The 20,646-nt window shown below is 40.0% G+C and carries 16 protein-coding genes and 4 tRNA genes; 7 read left to right on the forward strand and 13 right to left on the reverse strand.

Features of this window, described 5'->3' with window-relative positions; translation table 11 throughout:
• Positions 1–281 precede the first annotated feature (281 nt).
• From rnt to L0B53_RS10485, 6 genes are all read right to left on the reverse strand, one after another.
• Positions 282–962: a ribonuclease T gene (gene rnt / locus L0B53_RS10460; RefSeq protein WP_235061981.1), complete on the reverse strand. Its 681-nt coding sequence runs from the start codon at positions 960–962 to the stop codon at positions 282–284.
• A 240-nt stretch (positions 963–1,202) separates the two neighbouring features.
• On the reverse strand, positions 1,203–2,012 hold the full coding sequence (gene xthA / locus L0B53_RS10465) for an exodeoxyribonuclease III (protein WP_235061982.1): 810 nt from the start codon (positions 2,010–2,012) through the stop codon (positions 1,203–1,205).
• A 184-nt stretch (positions 2,013–2,196) separates the two neighbouring features.
• A tRNA-Tyr gene (locus L0B53_RS10470) sits at positions 2,197–2,281 on the reverse strand.
• A 116-nt stretch (positions 2,282–2,397) separates the two neighbouring features.
• Positions 2,398–2,482 (reverse strand) — tRNA-Tyr (locus L0B53_RS10475).
• A gap of 62 nt (positions 2,483–2,544) precedes the next feature.
• Positions 2,545–2,629: transfer RNA gene (locus L0B53_RS10480), tRNA-Tyr, on the reverse strand.
• Between the two features lie 98 nt (positions 2,630–2,727).
• Positions 2,728–2,812, reverse strand: a tRNA-Tyr gene (locus tag L0B53_RS10485).
• A 213-nt stretch (positions 2,813–3,025) separates the two neighbouring features.
• On the opposite strand from L0B53_RS10485, the gene L0B53_RS10490 reads away from it, so the two are divergent.
• From L0B53_RS10490 to L0B53_RS10500, 3 genes are all read left to right on the forward strand, one after another.
• Entirely contained in the window at positions 3,026–4,162 is a 1,137-nt protein-coding gene (locus tag L0B53_RS10490) for an efflux RND transporter periplasmic adaptor subunit (protein ID WP_235061983.1), read from the forward strand.
• The gene (locus L0B53_RS10495; RefSeq protein ID WP_235061984.1) at positions 4,162–7,284 is read left to right on the forward strand and encodes a multidrug efflux RND transporter permease subunit; all 3,123 of its coding nucleotides are present in this window, start codon (positions 4,162–4,164) and stop codon (positions 7,282–7,284) included. Before L0B53_RS10490 ends, L0B53_RS10495 begins: the two co-directional genes overlap by 1 nt.
• Positions 7,285–7,403: 119 nt before the next feature.
• Positions 7,404–7,862 carry an Lrp/AsnC family transcriptional regulator gene (locus L0B53_RS10500; protein WP_235061985.1) on the forward strand — a complete coding sequence of 153 codons (459 nt, stop codon included), beginning with the start codon at positions 7,404–7,406 and terminating at the stop codon, positions 7,860–7,862.
• 24 nt (positions 7,863–7,886) lie between these two features.
• On the opposite strand, the gene tesB is transcribed toward L0B53_RS10500, so the two are convergent.
• Positions 7,887–8,756 (reverse strand): acyl-CoA thioesterase II, encoded by an 870-nt coding sequence (gene tesB / locus L0B53_RS10505; protein ID WP_235061986.1) that lies wholly within the window; start codon positions 8,754–8,756, stop codon positions 7,887–7,889.
• Between the two features lie 136 nt (positions 8,757–8,892).
• Between tesB and L0B53_RS10510 the strand changes: the two genes are divergently transcribed.
• A complete protein-coding gene (locus tag L0B53_RS10510) occupies positions 8,893–9,309 on the forward strand; it encodes a YbaY family lipoprotein (RefSeq protein ID WP_235061987.1) in 417 nt (138 codons plus the stop codon).
• A gap of 123 nt (positions 9,310–9,432) precedes the next feature.
• Here L0B53_RS10510 and L0B53_RS10515 read toward each other — a convergent pair whose 3' ends face one another.
• From L0B53_RS10515 to L0B53_RS10540, 6 genes are all read right to left on the reverse strand, one after another.
• Complete coding sequence (locus L0B53_RS10515) at positions 9,433–10,503, reverse strand: endonuclease/exonuclease/phosphatase family protein (protein WP_235061988.1); 1,071 nt, start codon at positions 10,501–10,503, stop codon at positions 9,433–9,435.
• Positions 10,504–10,590: 87 nt separating this feature from the next.
• Positions 10,591–10,920 carry an MGMT family protein gene (locus tag L0B53_RS10520; RefSeq protein ID WP_235061989.1) on the reverse strand — a complete coding sequence of 110 codons (330 nt, stop codon included), beginning with the start codon at positions 10,918–10,920 and terminating at the stop codon, positions 10,591–10,593.
• Between the two features lie 128 nt (positions 10,921–11,048).
• A complete protein-coding gene (purB, locus tag L0B53_RS10525) occupies positions 11,049–12,416 on the reverse strand; it encodes an adenylosuccinate lyase (RefSeq protein ID WP_235061990.1) in 1,368 nt (455 codons plus the stop codon).
• A gap of 21 nt (positions 12,417–12,437) precedes the next feature.
• Positions 12,438–13,055 carry a high frequency lysogenization protein HflD gene (gene hflD / locus L0B53_RS10530; protein WP_235061991.1) on the reverse strand — a complete coding sequence of 206 codons (618 nt, stop codon included), beginning with the start codon at positions 13,053–13,055 and terminating at the stop codon, positions 12,438–12,440.
• Between the two features lie 11 nt (positions 13,056–13,066).
• Positions 13,067–14,170, reverse strand: a complete 1,104-nt coding sequence (mnmA, locus tag L0B53_RS10535) for a tRNA 2-thiouridine(34) synthase MnmA (protein WP_235061992.1) — start codon at positions 14,168–14,170, stop codon at positions 13,067–13,069.
• Between the two features lie 124 nt (positions 14,171–14,294).
• Positions 14,295–15,026: a pseudouridine synthase gene (locus tag L0B53_RS10540; RefSeq protein WP_235061993.1), complete on the reverse strand. Its 732-nt coding sequence runs from the start codon at positions 15,024–15,026 to the stop codon at positions 14,295–14,297.
• A 187-nt stretch (positions 15,027–15,213) separates the two neighbouring features.
• Here L0B53_RS10540 and L0B53_RS10545 point away from each other — a divergent pair, with 187 nt between their 5' ends.
• From L0B53_RS10545 to clpA, 3 genes are all read left to right on the forward strand, one after another.
• Positions 15,214–17,448: an NADP-dependent isocitrate dehydrogenase gene (locus L0B53_RS10545; protein WP_235061994.1), complete on the forward strand. Its 2,235-nt coding sequence runs from the start codon at positions 15,214–15,216 to the stop codon at positions 17,446–17,448.
• 396 nt (positions 17,449–17,844) lie between these two features.
• Entirely contained in the window at positions 17,845–18,165 is a 321-nt protein-coding gene (gene clpS, locus L0B53_RS10550) for an ATP-dependent Clp protease adapter ClpS (protein ID WP_235061995.1), read from the forward strand.
• Between the two features lie 108 nt (positions 18,166–18,273).
• A complete protein-coding gene (gene clpA / locus L0B53_RS10555) occupies positions 18,274–20,538 on the forward strand; it encodes an ATP-dependent Clp protease ATP-binding subunit ClpA (protein ID WP_235061996.1) in 2,265 nt (754 codons plus the stop codon).
• Positions 20,539–20,646 lie beyond the last annotated feature (108 nt).

The following is a 20,646-nucleotide window of genomic DNA, read 5'->3' on the forward strand; positions in this document are numbered from 1 at the left end:
TATTTATTTTTTATTTTCGTATGAACTAGATCACAGTTTGCTTAAATTTTTATAAAAGTCGAGTGAAATTTTCATTTAATTTTATATTCGAGGCTTTTATAGTAGATTTGTTTTGAAATGGGTAAAAGAGTAGCTTTATTAGTAATAAAACTGAGTGTTTTGTGGTTTTATAGTGAGCTTGGAAGTAAGGTGTTGTTTCAAAATAATAAAAAACGCAGCCACTTTACATTGAGTCGTAAGTTAACTGCGCTTATTTTTATTGATTCTATTGAATGAACTGTTTAGTTATCTTTTTCACGATTATCATCGGGTTGTTCGTCATTTTCATCAAAAAGCGGCCAACCGCCTAATGCTTTCCATTTATTAACAATTTTGCAGAAGAGTTCAGCGGTCTTTTCTGTATCATAAAGAGCAGAATGAGCCTCTTTGTTATCAAATTCGACTTTTGCCGTCGCACAAGCTTTTGCTAATACGGTTTGACCAAAAGCAACACCGCTGAGTGCTGCAGTATCAAAACTACCAAATGGGTGGAAAGGGATACGCTTTAATTTACAGCGTTCAGCCGCTTCCATCACAAAGCTAAGATCAAAATTAGCATTATGGGCAACCATCATCGAACGTTGACAACCTGCCGCTTTTTGCTCTTTTCTAACTAGCTTAAATATCTCTTTAAGGGCAATATCTTCAGTGACTGCACCACGTAATGGGCTAAATGGGTCGCGAATACCGATAAAATCTAACGCCGCTTGTTCAATATTGGCATCTTCAAAAGGGAGAACATGAAAATGAATTGTTGATGCAGGGGATAGCCAACCATCATCATCCATTTTTAAAGTAACCGCGCAAATTTCAAGTAATGCATCTGTTTTGGCATTGAAGCCTGCCGTCTCTACATCAATCACAACTGGGAAGTAACCACGGAAACGGTTTTTTAGTAAGTTTGCTGAATTATCGTCGTTCATTCATTAGCTCTAAGCATTACTGGAATTAGGGCGGCTATTATGCCAGAAAGGAACTGTCGGCAAAAGATTATCGACAAATTACTTGGCTGGGTTGGTAGTCATGATGTTTCTTTTGTTTAATTGGCGGTAATAAAAGTAGAGAGTTTGATTGTATGCTCTCTACTTTTCTGGCCTTTTTGTCTTCTTTATTTATATACCCAAAGTAAGAAGGGGATAAGTTTAAAGTAAGAAAAGAGGGGGTTATTCGCTAAACGTTGACCAAATTGGGGCATGATCTGATGGCTTCTCGATCCCACGTAATGGATAATCGATACCAGCATCAGTACAGCGCTCAGCAAAACGCTTGGTTGCTAACACCACATCAATACGAAGACCGCGATTGTCATTAAAACCTTTTGAACGGTAATCAAACCATGAAAACTGATCGTTGACCTCTGGATAAAGTTGACGATAAGTATCGATAAATCCCCAATCCATCAAACGTTTTAACCATTCACGCTCTTCTGGTTGAAAAGAACATTTTCCTGTTTTTAACCAACGTTTCGCATTGACTTCACCAATACCAATATCGAGATCCAATGGACTAATATTAATGTCTCCCATGACGACTACATCATCTTCAGGTGTATGGTGAGTATCTAAATGAGTCATTAAGTCTTGGTAAAATTTACGTTTTGCTGGGTATTTCGTCTCATGTTTAATGCTATCACCTTGTGGGAAATATCCATTAATCACTGTTAAAGGTTTGCCATTAGGTTGCTCAAACGTTGCCATGATAATTCGACGTTGAGCCTCGTCATCATCGCTATCAAACCCTCGTTGAACGGAAAGAGGTTCATTTTTGCATAACATCGCGACACCGTAGTGTGCTTTCTGTCCAAAGTGAAAAACCTTGTAACCCATAGCTTCAACATCGGCTAAAGGGAATGCATCATCATGAACTTTGATCTCCTGCAGACCAATGACATCAGGTTGATGCTTATCGATAATAGCTTGAAGTTGATGAAGTCTTGCGCGAAGCCCATTGATATTAAAAGAGATGATTTTCATTTTTAGTTCGACTTGTTGTTAAAGTTGATGGTTAACGTAACGTTACAAGATAGAAATGATTGTCATGAAAGTCAATCTCTCGATGAAGATATCTGTTGATGGCAGGCGTCTTTTTCTTTTTACTTGCGAGATTGAATTGGAAGCATGAAAAAAGCCAGCTGCAAATGCAACTGGCTTTAAATGATGGTGGAGGGGGAAGGATTCGAACCTTCGAAGGCGGAGCCGTCAGATTTACAGTCTGATCCCTTTGGCCACTCGGGAACCCCTCCACGGGGTCTTACTAATTGTACTTTTTTAGCTCATTAACTATTTGAAAATTAATGACACTATGGTCTAAAATCCTTATTACTATTTAGAATAGATAATTAAGCATTTTATTAAATGATGGTGGAGGGGGAAGGATTCGAACCTTCGAAGGCGGAGCCGTCAGATTTACAGTCTGATCCCTTTGGCCACTCGGGAACCCCTCCACGGGGTATCACAAATTGTTCTGTTTAAGATAATTATATAAATAAAAGATTGACGTTAAAGATGGTGGAGGGGGAAGGATTCGAACCTTCGAAGGCGGAGCCGTCAGATTTACAGTCTGATCCCTTTGGCCACTCGGGAACCCCTCCACGGGGTCTATCTTTACATTGTATGATTTTCTCAAATCAGTTGCACATAACGAAGAACATGTTCTTTATACACCATCACTTCGTGGCAGAAGAGAAGATGGTGGAGGGGGAAGGATTCGAACCTTCGAAGGCGGAGCCGTCAGATTTACAGTCTGATCCCTTTGGCCACTCGGGAACCCCTCCACAAGTGCGGAGCGCATAATAACAAACTTGACGCTTCTGTAAAGTGTTTTAGTTAGAAAAAAATTCTTTTGTCGCTTTTTTCAACGAATTAGCGGATTATTAAGCAATCATAGTAATATTTACACTTCTTTACTTCAAATGCACAGTAATTAACGAATAGATTTTATTTATTTATGTATGATGTAAATACTTAATGGATTATGGTTATTTGTAATGAAAAAAATTCTATTTACCGCCCTTATTCTTGTTGCAGCAGTTGTTGGTTATAGCCAATATCCAACTCACGCAGCTAAACCCTCTGTAAAACCGGCTAAAATTCGTACTGTTCCTGTAACAACAGCGGACGTTGGCACTAAATCGATGAGTCAATCGCTTTCTTTAATTGGTAAATTAAATGCTGAACAGTCAGTGAATATTGCCTCTGAAACCTCAGCTAAAGTTGATGAAATTTTAGTTAAAGCCAATAGCAATGTGAAACAAGGGCAACTTCTGATTCAACTTGAAGATGACAAGGCAAAGGCTGTACAGATTGAGGCAAAAGCCTTCTTACAAGATGAAATCCGAATTTTAAATGAGTATCGAACGTTGGTGACTAAAGGAGCGATAACTCAAACGGCATTAGATGCACAACAAGCCAGTGTTGATATAGCCAAAGCTCGTCTTGCAGCGGCGGAAGCTCAGTTACAAGATCACTATATTCGAGCGCCTTTTGCGGGGACCTTAGGGTTAATTGACTTTAGTCGTGGCGAATTAATTACAACAGGTGAAGAGTTATTTACTTTAGATAATCTCTCGATTATGCGATTGGATCTTCCTGTCCCTGCTCGTTATCTTTCCCAACTTCATCGAGGGATGGATGTGACGGCGACGACACAAGCTTGGCCAGGCATTATCTTTCATGGCAAAATTTCAGTGATTGATACTCGTATTGACCCCGATTCACTCAATGTTCGTGTTCGAATTCTATTTGAAAATAAAAATAACCAACTAAAACCGGGTATGTTAATGAGCTCGAAGGCGAGATTTGCTGCTGAGACTAATGTCATTATTCCTGCTCAAGCGTTAGAGTATTCTGGGACTAAACGTTTTGTTTATCTTGTCGATCAAATGAATATTGCTAATCGAACTCAAGTGAAACTAGGTGCTCGAGTTGATAATCAAGTCGTCATTGAAGAAGGCTTAAAAGAGGGGGATCGTATTGTTGTTCAAGGTTTGGTCAATATGCGTGATGGGTTAAAAATTAAAGATCTTACTCAGCAATCAACGTTAACAACAGACTCTACATCAGAAACAGACAAACCATCAAAAATAGATAAGTCAGTAGTGACAGATAAAGCAGGGAATAGCTAATGTGGATTTCAGATGTTTCCGTTAAACGCCCGGTTGTTGCCATCGTTCTGAGTTTATTGTTAACCGTTTTTGGCTATGTCTCTTTTACTAAGCTTGCTGTTAGAGAGATGCCTGATGTTGAAAACCCAGTCGTCTCAATCAGTACTCGATATGAAGGGGCATCAGCTTCGATTATGGAGAGTCAGGTGACTCAAGTTTTAGAAGATGAGTTAACTGGAATTAGTGGTATTAAAGATATTACCTCGGTCAGTCGTAATGGATCTTCTCGAATTATAGTGGAATTTTTTCTTAATTGGGATCTCACTGAAGGGGTGAGTGATGTTCGCGATGCGGTTGCTCGGGGACAGCGACGCTTACCCGATGAAGCAGATGATCCTGTGGTATCCAAAGATAATGGCTCAGGTGAAGCCTCTGTTTATGTCAATCTTGCGTCTTCTGAAATGGACAGAACTCAGCTAACCGATTATGCTCAGCGTGTTTTAGTCGATCGTTTTAACCTGATTAATGGTGTTAGTTCGATTGATCTTGGTGGCGCACTGTATAAAGTAATGTATGTAAAGCTTAAGCCTGAAATGATGGCTGGGCGAGGTGTCACGGTTGCCGATATTCTCTCGGCATTAAAATCAGAAAATGTTGAAAATCCAGGAGGTGAGGTCCGAAATGACAGTATTGTCATGTCGGTTAGAACTAAGCGCCTTTATGCCAATCCTCAAGACTTTAATTATCTGGTAGTACGTTACGCATCAGATGGTTCACCTATCTATTTACAAGATGTGGCGTCTGTTTATATTGGTGCTGAAAATGAGAATTCGACATTTAAAAGTAATGGCGTTAATAATTTAAGTTTAGCGGTGATTGCTCAATCGGATGCCAACCCATTAACGGTGGCGGCAGGGGTAAGAAAAGAGGTTGAGCGAATGCAAAGCTTCTTACCAAAAGGGACGACGTTAGTGGTGGATTATGATGCCACTGTCTTTATTGATCGCTCCATTGATGAGGTTTATAAAACCCTATTAATGACTGCTGGATTAGTGATTCTGATCCTCTATATCTTCCTTGGTCAATTACGAGCAACATTAATCCCTGCGGTGACCGTACCTGTTTCATTGATCTCGGCATTTATGGCTGCCTATTTTTTTGGTTTCTCAATCAATTTATTGACATTAATGGCACTGATTCTGGCCATTGGGTTAGTCGTTGATGATGCGATTGTGGTGGTTGAGAATATCTTTCACCATTTAGATCGCGGTGAAACGCCATTAGTTGCAGCGTATAAAGGGACGCGTGAGGTTGGTTTTGCGGTTGTTGCAACCACCTTTGTCCTAGTCATGGTATTTTTGCCTATCTCGTTTATGGAAGGGATGGTCGGTAAATTATTTACAGAGTTTGCGGTTTTATTAGCCATGTCAGTGGTTTTCTCTTCGATTATAGCTCTAACTCTGACTCCTGTTCTCGGCAGTAAAATCTTACGTAGTCACTCAAAAACTAAGATGAATGCATTTAATCGTGTGGTTGAGGTACTCTTTACTAGATTAGAGAGTGGGTACCGTCGGGTTGTTACTGTTGCGGTTAAGTTACGTTATGCGGCGCCTATTGTTATTATTCTCTGTATTGGTGGCAGTGTGGGACTGATGAAGATGATCCCATCTCAACTTGCCCCTCAAGAAGATCGTAGTGTCTTACTTGCCTTTATTAAAGGCGCTGAAGGAACCAGTTATAATCGAATGGTTCATAATATGGATATTGTTGAACAGCGACTTCTTCCAATGCTTGGCCAAGGTGTTTTAAAATCCTTTAGTATTCAGACGCCTGCGTTTGGAGGGCGAGCTGGAGATCAGACTGGTTATGTTATTATGCAGCTTGAGGAGTGGGAAAATCGTGATATCAATGCACAACAAGCGTTAGGTTTAGTACGTAAAAAGCTGGCTGGGATCCCTGATGTCATGGTTCGTCCATTTATGCCGGGTTTCCGAGGACGATCAAGTGATCCGATTCAGTTTGTATTGAGTGGCTCGGATTATCAAGAGTTAAATCATTGGGCTCGGGTGTTACAAGAAGATACCAACCATTCACCTATTATTGAAAATGCGGATCTTGATTATGCTGAGACTACACCAGAATTAGTGGTTGAGGTCGATCGTCAACGTGCCGCTGAGTTAGGTGTGAGTGTTGAAGAGGTCGCTGAGACTCTAGAAGTCATGTTGGGCGGACGCAGTGAAACGACCTTTGTTGAGCGCGGTGAGGAATATGATGTTTATCTTCGTGGTGATGAGGATAGCTTTAATAGCGTTGCTGATTTAAGTCAGATCTATATGCGTACCAATCGTGGTGATTTGATCTCTTTGGATTCCGTTACCAAAATTGAAGAGGTCGCTTCAGCTACTCGTTTAAGCCATACTTTTAAACAAAAATCTATTACTTTGAGTGCCTCAATTGGGGCTGGCTATACCTTGGGTGAAGCTCTAGATTTCTTAGAGAGTAAAGCAAAAGAGCAACTACCAGCGGATATCTCGATTAGCTATGCGGGAGAGTCAAAAGAGTATAAAGAAAATCAGAGCAGTATTTTGGCTGTCTTTGGTCTTGCTTTGTTAGTGGCTTATTTAGTGTTAGCTGCTCAGTTTGAAAGCTTTATTAATCCATTGGTTGTGATGTTAACGGTACCTATGGGGATTTTTGGTGGCTTTGCTGGGCTTTGGTTAACTGGGCAAGGACTTAATATCTATAGCCAAATTGGGATGGTGATGTTGATCGGGATGGTAACCAAAAATGGTATATTGATCGTTGAGTTTGCTAACCAATTACGAGATCGTGGTATCGAGTTTGAGCAAGCGATTATTGATGCGTCAGCGCGTCGTCTACGTCCGATCTTAATGACAGCATTCACCACTTTATTTGGTGCTTTACCATTAATCTTCTCAACAGGTGCAGGCTCTGAAAGTCGAATCTCTGTTGGTGTTGTGGTCTTTAGTGGAATGGCATTTGCTACTCTAGTGACTCTGTTTGTTATCCCTGCGATGTATCGTTTAATTGCAGCGAAAACACATTCACCGGGCTATGTTGAAGATCAATTAAATCAGCAATTGGTTCAATTTGAAAAAGAGAAAAATCTGAAAAAAGGCTAAATCATATAATAATATACCCAAGTAAGAAGGGGATATTGAGAGGATAGACAATCTTTTGAGTATCCTCTTTATTATATAGCTATATAAAACAGAATGTTGGTTATCTTAGGTGAAAGAAGATGAAATTAGATACAATAGATAAAACACTATTGAGATTGCTACAAAAAGATGCCTCTTTGTCTCTTAATGATCTTGCTGAAGCGGTAAACTTAACGACGACACCTTGTTGGAAACGACTACGGAAATTAGAGAATTCTGGAGTCTTAAGGGAGAGAGTTGCGTTACTCGACCCGCAAAAACTCGATCTCTCATTTACCGCTTTTGTGCAGATTAAGACCAGTAATCATTCAAAAGATTGGTATCATCAATTCGTTAATACCGTGACAGAATTGCCAGAAGTGATGGAATTTTACCGAATGGCAGGTGAGTATGATTACATGATGAAGGTACAGGTAAAAGATATGCAAGCCTTTGACTATTTCTATAAAAAGTTGGTCAATAGCATTGAAGGGCTAACCAATGTCACCTCTAGTTTTGCGATGGAGCCGCTGAAATATACAACGGCTTTTGAGCTTTAATATTCAAATAAGATAATGAATACTTTAATCTTTACGAGGTGGACGAACTAAGCCCTCTTGAGCTGCTGATGCCACAAGTTCACCTTGTTGATTAAATATTTCTCCGCGTACAAACCCTCTAGCACCATTAGTAATTGAGTTATCGATAGAGTAAAGTAGCCACTCATCCATCTTAAACGGTCGATGAAACCACATTGAATGGTCAATGGTGGCAATCTTTAACTTAGGTGTTAATAAACTCGCTCTATGGGGATGGAGTACGGTAGGTAAAAAACCCCAATCTGAAGCATAACCCAAGAGATATTGATGAACTCTAGGATCGTTTGGCATATCGCCATTCGCTTTGATCCATAGGTACTGTTTTGCTTCTTTAACCTCAGGATTTAGTGGGTTTTGAACAACCACTGGACGCACTTCAATCGGCTTTTCACCACAAAAGATGGCTTTTAATTTCTCAGGTAAATAGGTGGAAAGCTGTTGAGCCAATTGTTGTTCTGATTGTAAAGTCTCAGGTGCGGGTACATCGGGCATTTGGCTCTCTTGGTGATAAAATCCTTCCTCTTGAATATGGTAAGAGGCGGTGAGATAAAATATCGGCATGCCATTTTGAATCGCTTTAACACGACGAGTTGAGAAACTTCGGCCATCACGAAGAATATCGACATCATAAATAATGGGTTTAGCAGAGTCGCCGGGACGTAAAAAATAACTATGAAATGAATTAACGGTTAATCCATCATGAACGGTTTTTTTTGCCGCAGAAAGTGCCTGTCCAATAACTTGACCACCATAGACTTGAGGAAAACCTAGATCTTCACTTTGGCCTCGGAAAATAAGTTTTTCAATTTGCTCTAAATTTAGCAGGGAAAGTAAATCATTTAAGGGTTTGCTCATCGCTTTATTTATCCATAATTTGTTTTATACCCTTCATACTTGGGTATATTGTCATTATTTGCTCATAGATGAGACAAATCTATTCAGATAAACACGTTACTATCCCTTTTTCGATTTGTAAACTGAGAGAGTAAAGATGAAAGGTTTTCGTTATCTATTTTTAGCATTTATTGCACTGTTTGTTACTGCGTGTGGCAGTGAAGATAAAGTGGAAATGAGTACAGTCTCTGGTGAAGTGAGTTATTTATCAAAGATCGCCATTCCTGCCGAGGCGGTTGTTACTGTCACATTATCAGATGTGTCTCGTGTCGATGCGCCGGCTGAAGAGTTAACAGCGTTAGTGTTTAATAGCGATGGAAAGCAGTCACCATTTCCATTTGAACTTCAGTATGATAAATCTCAGATTAAAGAAAATAATCGTTACGTGGTTCGTGCAACGATTACCATGAATGACAAATTGATGTTTACCACTGACAAAGCTTATCCTGTTATTAATGATCCAAGTAATACAGATAAGGTTGAACTTGTGTTAGTACGAGCTCCTCGAGGTTAAGTCTGTTATCCCCTTCGTACTTGAAGCTGCTAGATTGTTGAATGTATATTCATTCGTCCCAATCATAAAAAACCTGTCAGTTACTTTTTGAGGTTATTGAAACCATCAGAGATAAATGACAGGTTACTTTCTAGTCTGAAGGGTAATCATCACACACGCATGATCACTGGCTTGACTATCTTCAGAGAAGATCGGATTGATGAGATGTTTATCAAAGGTTTGGTAATTCGTCACTTCAGCGATACTTGATACATTGCCACGATTAAATTCATTAGATAGCAATATATAATCGAGAACGCTTCCTTTTGCGAAGTAATAATGAGTTGGCGGACATATATTTTGCTGTTTATGTTCACTTTCACTCTCATTATGTTGATTGAGTGAAAAGCTATTAAAAAGACGTTGGCTCTCAAAAGTACTCTCACTCACCGAGCGTTTAAGAAAGCTATCACTGCTGATTAATGGTGATAATGGATCTGAGTGTAACTCATCATTAAAATCCCCCATTAATATCATTGGGCGGCGAGTGTTACTTTTCTGTTTTATCATTGCATATTTTAATTGTGATGCCTCCCAACCACGAAGCATTGATGCTCCCCATTTTGCAGCAGATTCAATCGCCAACTTTTCTAATACCGTCTTTTTGGTATTTAAAATAGTGGGATTATCTTCTTTGTTCGTCTTTGGTTCATCAATTAATTCAACATCAAATAGTGCACGCTTAGATTTAAAGTGAATGACGTAACAATCACAGATCCCTATTTCTGGTAAATTGATCGCGACTCTTAGTGGTTGACGGCTAAATGAGAAATCTTCTGAGAGACACAGAGCTTGGCTTAATTCAGGGCTATGCTGAACTAGCTCTTGCTCTAATATTGGATATTTTGATGCAAAGGCAACGACAGGAGAGCGGTAGATATAATCATCAATGGCGGTGGGTGTATCGAGTGTGGAAAAATAAGGGTAGCCAATAGAAGCCATTAATGTTTTGAGTGCTTCAGGGCTAAAAACTTCTTGGAAACCAATAATATCAGGTTGAGCACCATCGAGTAGATTTTTAATCCAAGTCTGTTTTTTCTCCCACTCATCTCGACCATAAATATTGGCAAAGTCATAAAAAGCATTAGGTGGCTCAATAAAGTTAAATAGATTTAGCGTGGCAATTTTAATGCTAGATGATGAATTAAAAGACAAGAAGAGACCTAATAAGAGAGTGTGTTTCTTACAGTATAACTGAGTTTTATTGTATATATTTGAGATTATTAGAACAAATTAATACCGTTATCTCCCATTATCTTCAATTTTCCAAAGATACTGTTTTAATTTGATTTTTCCTTCAAGAGAAACAGTAATCCCTTCAACGATTAATGCGGTTTTTTGCCTCTCGAAATCAACACCCGTTAGTGAGATTTTACCTTGACTATTAATAACGCGATACCAAGGCAATGAAGAGTTTGAGGGGAGGTTAGCGAGTAATTTTCCTACATGGCGAGCATGTTTGGGATAACCTGCTAAACGGCTGACTGTCCCATAAGTGGTGACTTTACCAAAGGGAATCGCATTGAGGGTAGCATAGATCTTTTCAGCAAATTCACGATGATTAAGACTCATTTGAGCTCACTTGTTTCAGATTATTTATCTCATTTGAAGACAAAAAAAGAGCAGATGACACTTAAACTATGGGACTCCCAAATAGTAAGTGCACAGCTGCTCATTTAAGCTACTGATAATTAGATGGATTAAAGCTGATCAGTCAACTTGACGGCATCACCGATATAGTTCATTGGTGTCATTGCTTTTAAACGAACCTTTTCGTCTTCAGGTAGTGCTAAACCGTCAATAAAGATCGCCATGCCTTCAGCATCAACACGCTTACCTCGAGTTAATTCTTTTAGTTTCTCATAGGGCTTTTCAATACCATAACGACGCATAACAGTTTGAATCGGCTCTGCTAATACTTCCCAATTCTTATCAAGTTCAGCTTCTAATGCAGCTTGGTTAACTTCTAACTTGCTAATCCCTTTTAGGGTTGAAGTATAAGCTATGATTGAGTAGCCACAACCAACACCTAAGTTACGTAGAACCGTTGAATCGGTTAAGTCACGCTGCCAACGAGAAATTGGCAGTTTAGTGGCTAAATGGCCAAAGATGGCATTGGCTAAACCTAAGTTACCTTCTGAGTTTTCAAAATCGATTGGGTTAACTTTATGTGGCATGGTTGATGAACCAATTTCACCGGCAATGGTCTTCTGTTTGAAGTGACCTAGCGCAATATACCCCCAAACATCACGATCGAAATCGATTAAGATGGTGTTAAAGCGAGCAAAAGCATCAAATAGCTCTGCAATGTAATCATGTGGTTCAATTTGAGTGGTGTATGGATTCCAATCGATGCCTAATGACGTCACAAATTCTTCACTATACTGATGCCAATCAATCTCTGGGTAAGCAGAGATGTGAGCATTATAGTTACCTACTGCACCATTGATTTTACCCAGCATCTCAACTTGAGTGATCTGCTTAAATTGACGTTCCAGACGGTAAGCAACATTTGCCATCTCTTTCCCTAATGTTGAAGGAGAGGCTGGTTGACCATGGGTTCTTGATAATAGTGGAATATCACGATACTGCTCTGCAAGGTTGCGAATCGCATTAATAACGTTACGTGCCTCTGGAAGCAATACGGTATCACGCGCTTCTTTTAACATTAGGGCATGAGATAGGTTGTTAATATCTTCTGACGTACAAGCAAAGTGGATAAATTCACTTAATGCAGCCAGTTCTTGATGAGCTTCAACTTTCTCTTTTAAGAAGTACTCAACCGCTTTTACATCGTGATTGGTTGTACGTTCGATCAGTTTGATCTGATTGGCATCTTGCTCTGAAAAGTTAGCCGCAATTTGGTCAAGATACTGATTAGCATCTTCGCTAAGAGTTGGAACTTCACTAATTTGGTCGCATTCAGCCAGCTTTTGTAACCAGCGGATCTCTACGATAGTACGGTATTTTAATAGACCAAATTCACTAAAAATATGACGTAATTGAGCGGTTTTACTTCCATAACGACCGTCAATTGGTGATACAGCAGTTAGTGCTGACAGCTCCATGATACTCTCTCCTAATGAGTGTTAAATGCGCGCTAAAAGAATGTTGGCTTGTTCGATGATTTTTTTACGGCTAAAGAGTAGATGACGACGTTTGCCACCTACTTGACGCCACAATACTGAATTTCGGATTCCGGCTAATAAAAGCGAGCGAACTTGATGCTGAACGCCTTCTTGCTGTAAATAAGCCGGGGTTCCAGTGACCTGAATTCTAGGGCCTAATGGACTAATGACATCAAGGTAGATTGAAGCTAGGTTTGAAACCATTTGAGGGTTGAGTAGCTCAAAGTGGTCAAGTTGATGTTGAGCGGTAGAGATGCGATTACCAAGTAGAGACATTGCCTCTTTGTTGGCAGATAACTTACGCTCAAGTGCCATCAAGCTGACTAAGTAACGAGTCAACTCATTACCCGACTGGCCATTATTTAGCTCTTCAACCATTGCCTTTAAACCAATAGCAAGATCTCTTTCATTACCACAGACATCCATTGTCGATTTTGGATCCGTCACCAAAATACTATTTAATGAAGCAGTTAAAGCGTCCTGATCACAGCTACCATCTCTAGCAACCTGTTGAACTAATTTCACAGATTGACAGATAGCAGCGAAGGCCATTGTTTGATCCAGTAGACGGTTAGCCACGATATTACTCCTTAAAATCGTTGTTCGATAATGCCGCCACCAAGACAAACCTCACCTTGATAGAATACGGCTGATTGCCCCGGTGTTACTGCGATTTGAGGCTGGTCGAAAATTACTTTAATTGTCTCATCATCAACAGGAATGATAGTACAAGCAGAATCTTGCTGGCGGTAGCGAGTTTTAACAGTACAGGTTACCGGCTCTTTAATTGGTGTACGATCCACCCAGTGAAGCTGCTTGGCAAGTAAGCCATGAGATTGCAGGCGAGGGTGGTCATGACCTTGACCAACAACAAGCACATTACGAGCCACTTCCTTATCTACCACATACCATGGTTCTTCAGAGGCATTTTTTAAGCCACCAATTTTTAAGCCTTTGCGTTGACCTAAAGTGTGGTACATCAAACCTTGATGTTCGCCAATTACGTCACCCTTGTCAGTTTCAATTGGGCCTGGTTGTGCGGGTAGATATTTACCTAAAAATTCAGTAAATTTACGCTCACCAATAAAGCAAATTCCTGTTGAATCTTTTTTCTTCGCGGTGATAAGATCTTGCTCTTCAGCAATACGACGTACTTCTGGTTTCTCTAGCTCACCAACAGGGAATAGACTTCTCCCTACCTGCTCATGACTTAATGTATAGAGGAAGTAACTTTGATCTTTGTTGTTGTCGATACCACGTAGCATTTGTGGTTTTTCACCCGCAGCAGGGAAAGTTCGGCGAACATAGTGACCCATTGCAATATAGTCTGCTTCTAACACTTCATCCGCAAAGGCAAGAAATGCTTTGAATTTTATCTCTTTATTGCACAGAATATCTGGGTTTGGTGTACGACCAGCTTTATACTCGGTTAAGAAATGTTCAAAAACATTATCCCAATATTCAGCTGCAAAGTTAATGGTGTGTAGGGTGATACCTAACTTATCACAGACAGCTTGAGCATCCGCAAGGTCTTCTGAAGCAGAGCAGTATTCATCCGTGTCGTCTTCTTCCCAGTTCTTCATGAACAGGCCTTCAACTTGGTAGCCTTGTTCTAGTAATAGGTAGGCTGAAACAGAGGAATCCACACCACCAGACATACCGACGATGACTTTTTTATTGCTGTTGTTTGACATAATAACGTTACACTTTATTGAGATCTTGGTTGGGATTCTATCAGAATTATTAAGCAGTAAATAGAGAGCTGAAATGGAAAATTAATTAACCCCATTTCTCGCCCTGATTTATTGTGCAGAATAACTATTCTACCTGCGAGATATCTCGCCACTCTCCCGGCTGTAAATCACCTAATTGAAAGCCTGCGACTTGATAACGGATTAAGCGAAGAGTTGGATAGCCGATATGGGCCGTCATACGCCTAACTTGACGATTTCGTCCTTCAATAATCGAAATTTGTAGCCATGTGGTTGGAATGTTTTTTCTTTCTCTAATCGGGGGAATGCGTGTCCAAATCAAAGGGCTTTCCATCACTTCAACGTTTGCGGGTAGTGTCATGCCATCTTTAAGCTCTACCCCTTTACGAAGCTGGGCTAATGATTCCTCCGTTGGTTCTCCTTCAACTTGTACCCAGTAAATCTTACTCGATTTAGATTTAGGTTGAGTGATTTTAGCTTGCAGCGCGCCGTCATTGGTTAATACCATTAATCCTTCACTATCACGATCCAATCGCCCAGCGGCATACACCTCTTTTATTGGGATATAATCCGCTAAGGTTTTACGGCCATCGCCATCCGTAAACTGACTCAAGGTGTCAAATGGCTTATTAAAGATAATAATCTTGCGCTCTTCTACAGTCAGTTTTACTGGTTTTTTGTGACTGAGTGCACGTTTTCTATCACGGGATGAAGAAGGGGAATGAGCGGAACGTTGGTTTTTTGCTTGACCTTGAGTTCCCCCTCTATTTTGAGATGAGGCTCTATTTTTACTGGCTTTGTTCTTTTTGCTCTTACTGTTATTAGAATGAGAAGTCATGTTAAGTGCCGTAGTGTTTTGTAAATAAAGTGTAATTTTGACATTTAATCATTTTATTAATTAGGCTATCATTTAGCCACAAATAAAAGGATAGAGAGGTGATGCTAACAACTTTACTAAGATTAGTATCAGATTTTACCGCTCTTACTCAGATAATTCAAAAGACGTTATTATATAGGGAAATATCATGCATCAAGATAAACCAACGATTATCTATACGATTACCGATGAAGCACCCGCTTTAGCTACTTATTCATTATTGCCTATTATCCGTGCATTTACTGGCTCTTCTAATATTAATGTTGAAACTCGTGATATTTCTTTAGCTGGTCGTATTTTGGCTAACTTTCCATCTTACTTAACCGCAGAGCAGAAAATTGGTGATGCACTTACTGAATTAGGTGAGTTAGCGCAAACACCAGAAGCGAATATTATCAAGTTGCCTAATATTTCAGCTTCAGTTCCCCAGTTAAAAGCGGCAATTAAAGAGCTTCAAACAAAAGGTTATGCCCTTCCTGAGTACCCTTCAGAAATTATCACTGATGAAGACCGTGCAATTCAAGCGGCTTATGACAAAGTGAAAGGTAGTGCCGTAAACCCAGTTCTTCGTGAAGGTAATTCGGATCGCCGAGCACCACTTTCGGTTAAAAACTACGTGAAAAAGAATCCTCATTCAATGGGTGTATGGAGTTCTGATTCTCGCTCTCACGTTGCTAGTATGCAAGAAGGCGATTTCTTCTCAAGTGAAGAATCATTAACGCTTAATGGTGCAACGGAAGTTAAAATTGAATTTGTTTCAGATAATGGTGAAATTTCAACATTGAAAGAGAGTTTCCCATTACAAGATAAAGAGATCATTGATGTTTCGACCATGAGTAAGTCGGCATTAGTCTCTTTCTTTGAACAGCAGATTGCAGAAGCGAAAGAGCAAAATATTCTACTTTCACTTCACCTAAAAGCGACCATGATGAAGGTGTCAGATCCGATTATATTTGGTCATGCAGTTAGTGTTTACTACCGCTCGGTATTAGAGAACTATTCTGAATTATTTGCTGAGTTAGGTGTGGATGTTAATAATGGTATTGGCGATCTTTATACTAAGATAGCTTCATTGCCAGAAGCTCAACAGCAAGAGATTAAAGCAGCGGTTGAAGCGGTTTATCAACAACAACCTGCATTAGCAATGGTGGACTCTCACCGTGGTATTACTAATCTTCATGTACCAAGTGATGTGATTGTTGATGCTTCTATGCCTGCGATGCTGCGTTCGTCAGGTCAGATGTGGAATATTAACGACCAACTAGAAGATACCAAAGCGATGATCCCTGATCGTAGCTATGCTGGCATTTATCAAGCTGTGATTGATTTCTGTAAAGAGAACGGAGCATTTGATCCAACCACAATGGGAACCGTGCCAAATGTTGGTTTGATGGCACAAAAAGCGGAAGAGTATGGTTCTCACGATAAGACGTTTATTGCATCAGGTGCAGGTTCGATTCGTGTGGTAAATAGCGCAGGTGAGGTTTTATTAGCTAAAACCGTATCTGAAGGCGATATCTTCCGTATGTGTCAGGTAAAAGATGCACCGATCCAAGATTGGGTTAAGTTAGCGGTTAATCGTGCAACAGCCACTCAAACTCCTGCGATTTTCTGGTTAGATCAAAATCGTGATCATGATGCTGAGTTAATCAAGAAAGTGAATGCTTACCTGCCAGAGCACAACATCGAAGGATTAGATATTCAGATCCTTTCACCAGTCGAAGCAACGAAGCTTTCATTAACGCGCATTAAGCAAGGTTTAGATACGATTTCGGTAACGGGTAACGTATTACGTGATTACCTAACGGATCTATTCCCAATTCTAGAGTTGGGGACTTCTGCAAAAATGCTCTCTATCGTACCATTAATGAACGGTGGCGGTCTGTTTGAAACAGGGGCGGGTGGCTCAGCGCCTAAACATGTTCAGCAGGTTGAAAAAGAGAATCATCTACGTTGGGATTCATTAGGTGAGTTCCTAGCTCTAGCAGCATCTCTTGAGCATTTAAGTACGATTTCAGGCAATAGTAATGCACAAGTTTTAGCGGATACGTTAGATCGTGCAACAGGCAAGTTCTTAGATTATGACCGTTCACCCTCTCGTCGTGTCGGTGAGATTGATAACCGTGGTAGCCATTACTACTTAGCGAGTTACTGGGCGCAAGAGCTTGCTCAACAAACTGAGAGTGCAGAGCTTGCAGAGCAATTTGCATTAGTTGCAGAGCAGTTAAACAATCAAGAAGATGAAATTGTTGCTGAGCTAAATCAAGCACAAGGTGTGGTTGGTGAGCTAGGTGGTTATTACGCATTTGATGAGCAAAAAACGTCATCTCTTATGCGTCCAAGCCAAAAGCTTAATACAATTATTGATGCTTTAAATCGCTAATTTAAATCATATCCAAAACGTGATGTGATGATCTGTCAATTATCTTAATGATGATTTCTAGTATTGTTTATCAGTTTTGTTTAAAAAAGCTCGTCAACCATTCACTCAGGTGAGTATGGTTGATGAGCTTTTTTTATTTTAGTCGTTAAAATATTTAGGGATTCGGCCAGTTTTTCATTAATCATACGAATTTATCGCCTGTTTCTCGTTTATTTCCGACATTTTTAAAAAGAATTAAGAAAGATCCGATATATTGAATAGATATGAGGTTAGGGGTGGAATACAATCAATCTATTAACTAACCTAATAGTAGAAACCATCAAATGTTGCTTTTTTGGTCACTTGAAAGAGGATGGCTTAAGCAAAAATAGCGTTGATGGTTTGGAATGTGAGTATATGAGCAAGTTATACGAATGGATTACACCGGACACGGATTTAGCTGAAGCGGTAAAGTCAGAAGTCAAACCGCCAGCAATGTACAACGTTATTATTAATAACGACGATTATACACCGATGGATTTTGTGATAGATGTTTTGCAACGTTATTTCTCTATGGATATAGATAGCGCAACTCAGATTATGTTAGCAGTCCATTATAAAGGCAAAGCAATTTGTGGTACATACAGTGCTGAAATTGCAGAAACGAAAGTCGCTCAAATTAATCTATATGCAAAAGAGAACGAGCATCCGTTACTCTGTACTTTAGAAAAAGCTTAGCCCTTAAAAAAGCCTAATGCTTGAGTAAAGAACAGGGTGATTTTATCGGAGTTCGATTGAGGCCATCGATGTCGAGGCAAGATTAAGTGGAGTAAACGGAGGCGCCCAATGTTAAATAAAGAACTTGAAGCTAGTCTAAATAGCGCATTTGCAACTGCAAGAGAAAAGCGCCATGAATTCATGACGGTAGAGCATCTACTAACTGCATTGTTAGATAACAGCTCTGCTCATGAAGCGTTAAAAGCATGTCATGCAGACATAGATAATCTACGAGTAGAGCTAAGTAAATTTATCGAGCAAACTACTCCACTCATTCCTGTAGATGATACAACTCGAGAAACTCAGCCAACATTGAGTTTCCAACGTGTATTACAACGCGCAGTGTTCCATGTTCAATCTTCTGGTCGTAGTGAAGTTGCTGGTGCAAATGTACTGGTTGCCATCTTTAGCGAGCAAGAATCCCATGCTGCTTATTTATTGAAGAAAAATGATATTAGTCGTTTAGATGTGGTGAACTTTATCTCTCATGGCATTTCAAAGGGGGATGAGCACTCTGAAGGGATGACTGGACAACAACCACAAGCTGGACAAGCCGGTGAAACCGCAGGTGAAGATCAGTTAGAAAACTTTGCAACTAACTTGAATCAACTCGCTAAAGTGGGCGGCATTGATCCTCTGATTGGTCGTGATAAAGAGTTAGAGCGCACCGTGCAAGTCTTGTGTCGTCGTCGCAAAAATAACCCATTATTAGTGGGTGAAGCTGGGGTTGGTAAAACTGCGATTGCAGAAGGGTTAGCATGGCGTATTGTTGAAGAACAAGTGCCAGATATTATCAAAGATTGTGTGATCTATTCGCTTGATATTGGCTCTCTATTAGCGGGTACTAAATATCGTGGTGATTTTGAGAAGCGTTTTAAAGCGATCTTAAAGCAGCTAGAGCAAGAAGAGCACGCAATTTTATTTATCGATGAAATTCATACTATTATCGGTGCTGGTGCAGCATCAGGTGGTCAAGTCGATGCTGCAAACTTAATTAAACCGCTTTTAAGCAGTGGTAAATTACGTTGTATCGGTTCAACGACTTATCAAGAATACAGCTCAATTTTTGAAAAAGAGCGAGCATTGGCTCGTCGTTTCCAGAAGATTGATGTCATTGAACCATCGCTGGATGATACCACTAAAATCTTGATGGGCTTGAAGAGCAAATACGAAGCGCATCATGAAGTTCGTTATACCAATAAAGCGATTCGTTCAGCGGTTGAGTTATCCGCTAAGTATATTAATGAACGTCACCTGCCAGATAAAGCAATTGATGTCATTGATGAAGCAGGAGCTCGTTGTCGTTTGATGCCAATTAGTCGCCGAAAAAAGACGATTAATGTTGCTGATATTGAGAGCATGATTGCGAAAATGGCACGAATTCCTGAGAAGTCTGTTTCAAGCACCGATCGTGATATTCTTGAGAAATTAGGTCGCAAGTTGAAGATGCTGGTCTTTGGTCAAGATGAAGCGATTGATGTGCTAAGTGAAGCGATTAAGCTAAATCGTGCTGGATTATCTGCGGATAATAAGCCAGTTGGTTCTTTCTTATTTGCAGGCCCGACTGGGGTTGGTAAAACCGAAGTGACGGTTCAGCTAGCAAAAGCGATGGGGATTGAGCTGCTACGTTTTGATATGTCAGAGTACATGGAGAGACATACGGTCAGTCGTTTAATCGGAGCACCTCCAGGTTATGTTGGTTATGAACAAGGTGGTTTGTTAACGGATGCCGTAATCAAAAACCCGCATGCTGTTGTTTTATTGGATGAGATTGAGAAAGCACACCCAGATGTTTTCAACATCCTTCTTCAGGTGATGGATAATGGTTCATTAACCGATAACAATGGTCGTAAAGCCGATTTCCGCAATATTGTATTGGTGATGACAACCAATGCGGGTGTTGAGCAGACGGTTAAGAAATCGATGGGTCTGATCCAACAAGATCATAGCCACGATGCGATGTCCGCAATTAAGTCTGTATTTACGCCAGAATTTAGAAACCGTCTAGATAACATCTTATGGTTCAAGCACCTTGATCGAGATGTCATCTCGTTAGTTGTTGATAAATTTATTGTCGAACTTCAAGTTCAGCTTGATGCCAAAGGTGTCTCTATGGAGGTGACTGCAGCTGCCAGAGCTTGGTTGGCCGAGAAGGGTTACGATAAGTCGATGGGTGCTCGTCCAATGACACGAGTGATTCAAGATACCTTGAAGAAACCATTAGCCAATGAGTTGTTATTTGGCTCATTGATGAGTGGTGGTACGGTACGTGTAGATTGTGTTGATAATCAGGTTACGTTTGAATATCTACCTGAAACGGTTAGCGTTAATTAGACGTTCAACGTGAAATGAGTAGTAAAAGAAAACCCCAGTCGATTGACTGGGGTTTTTTTATGTCTCTTTTTTATCTATTAATCTTAATCATGGAAAATTGATAGTGAA

Origin of the sequence: Vibrio sp. SS-MA-C1-2 (assembly GCF_021513135.1) — a bacterium.
Taxonomy (GTDB): Bacteria; Pseudomonadota; Gammaproteobacteria; order Enterobacterales; family Vibrionaceae.

What these genes read in the sequence shown, in the direction of transcription:
- L0B53_RS10500 (WP_235061985.1), top strand. Translation starts at nt 7,404, where the DNA reads ATGAAATTAGATACAATAGATAAAACACTATTGAGATTGCTACAAAAA.
- rnt (WP_235061981.1), bottom strand. Translation starts at nt 962, where the DNA reads ATGAACGACGATAATTCAGCAAACTTACTAAAAAACCGTTTCCGTGGT.
- tesB (WP_235061986.1), bottom strand. Translation starts at nt 8,756, where the DNA reads ATGAGCAAACCCTTAAATGATTTACTTTCCCTGCTAAATTTAGAGCAA.
- L0B53_RS10545 (WP_235061994.1), top strand. Translation starts at nt 15,214, where the DNA reads ATGCATCAAGATAAACCAACGATTATCTATACGATTACCGATGAAGCA.
- L0B53_RS10490 (WP_235061983.1), top strand. Translation starts at nt 3,026, where the DNA reads ATGAAAAAAATTCTATTTACCGCCCTTATTCTTGTTGCAGCAGTTGTT.
- L0B53_RS10495 (WP_235061984.1), top strand. Translation starts at nt 4,162, where the DNA reads ATGTGGATTTCAGATGTTTCCGTTAAACGCCCGGTTGTTGCCATCGTT.
- L0B53_RS10520 (WP_235061989.1), bottom strand. Translation starts at nt 10,920, where the DNA reads ATGAGTCTTAATCATCGTGAATTTGCTGAAAAGATCTATGCTACCCTC.
- clpS (WP_235061995.1), top strand. Translation starts at nt 17,845, where the DNA reads ATGAGCAAGTTATACGAATGGATTACACCGGACACGGATTTAGCTGAA.
- clpA (WP_235061996.1), top strand. Translation starts at nt 18,274, where the DNA reads ATGTTAAATAAAGAACTTGAAGCTAGTCTAAATAGCGCATTTGCAACT.
- purB (WP_235061990.1), bottom strand. Translation starts at nt 12,416, where the DNA reads ATGGAGCTGTCAGCACTAACTGCTGTATCACCAATTGACGGTCGTTAT.
- mnmA (WP_235061992.1), bottom strand. Translation starts at nt 14,170, where the DNA reads ATGTCAAACAACAGCAATAAAAAAGTCATCGTCGGTATGTCTGGTGGT.
- L0B53_RS10510 (WP_235061987.1), top strand. Translation starts at nt 8,893, where the DNA reads ATGAAAGGTTTTCGTTATCTATTTTTAGCATTTATTGCACTGTTTGTT.
- xthA (WP_235061982.1), bottom strand. Translation starts at nt 2,012, where the DNA reads ATGAAAATCATCTCTTTTAATATCAATGGGCTTCGCGCAAGACTTCAT.
- L0B53_RS10540 (WP_235061993.1), bottom strand. Translation starts at nt 15,026, where the DNA reads ATGACTTCTCATTCTAATAACAGTAAGAGCAAAAAGAACAAAGCCAGT.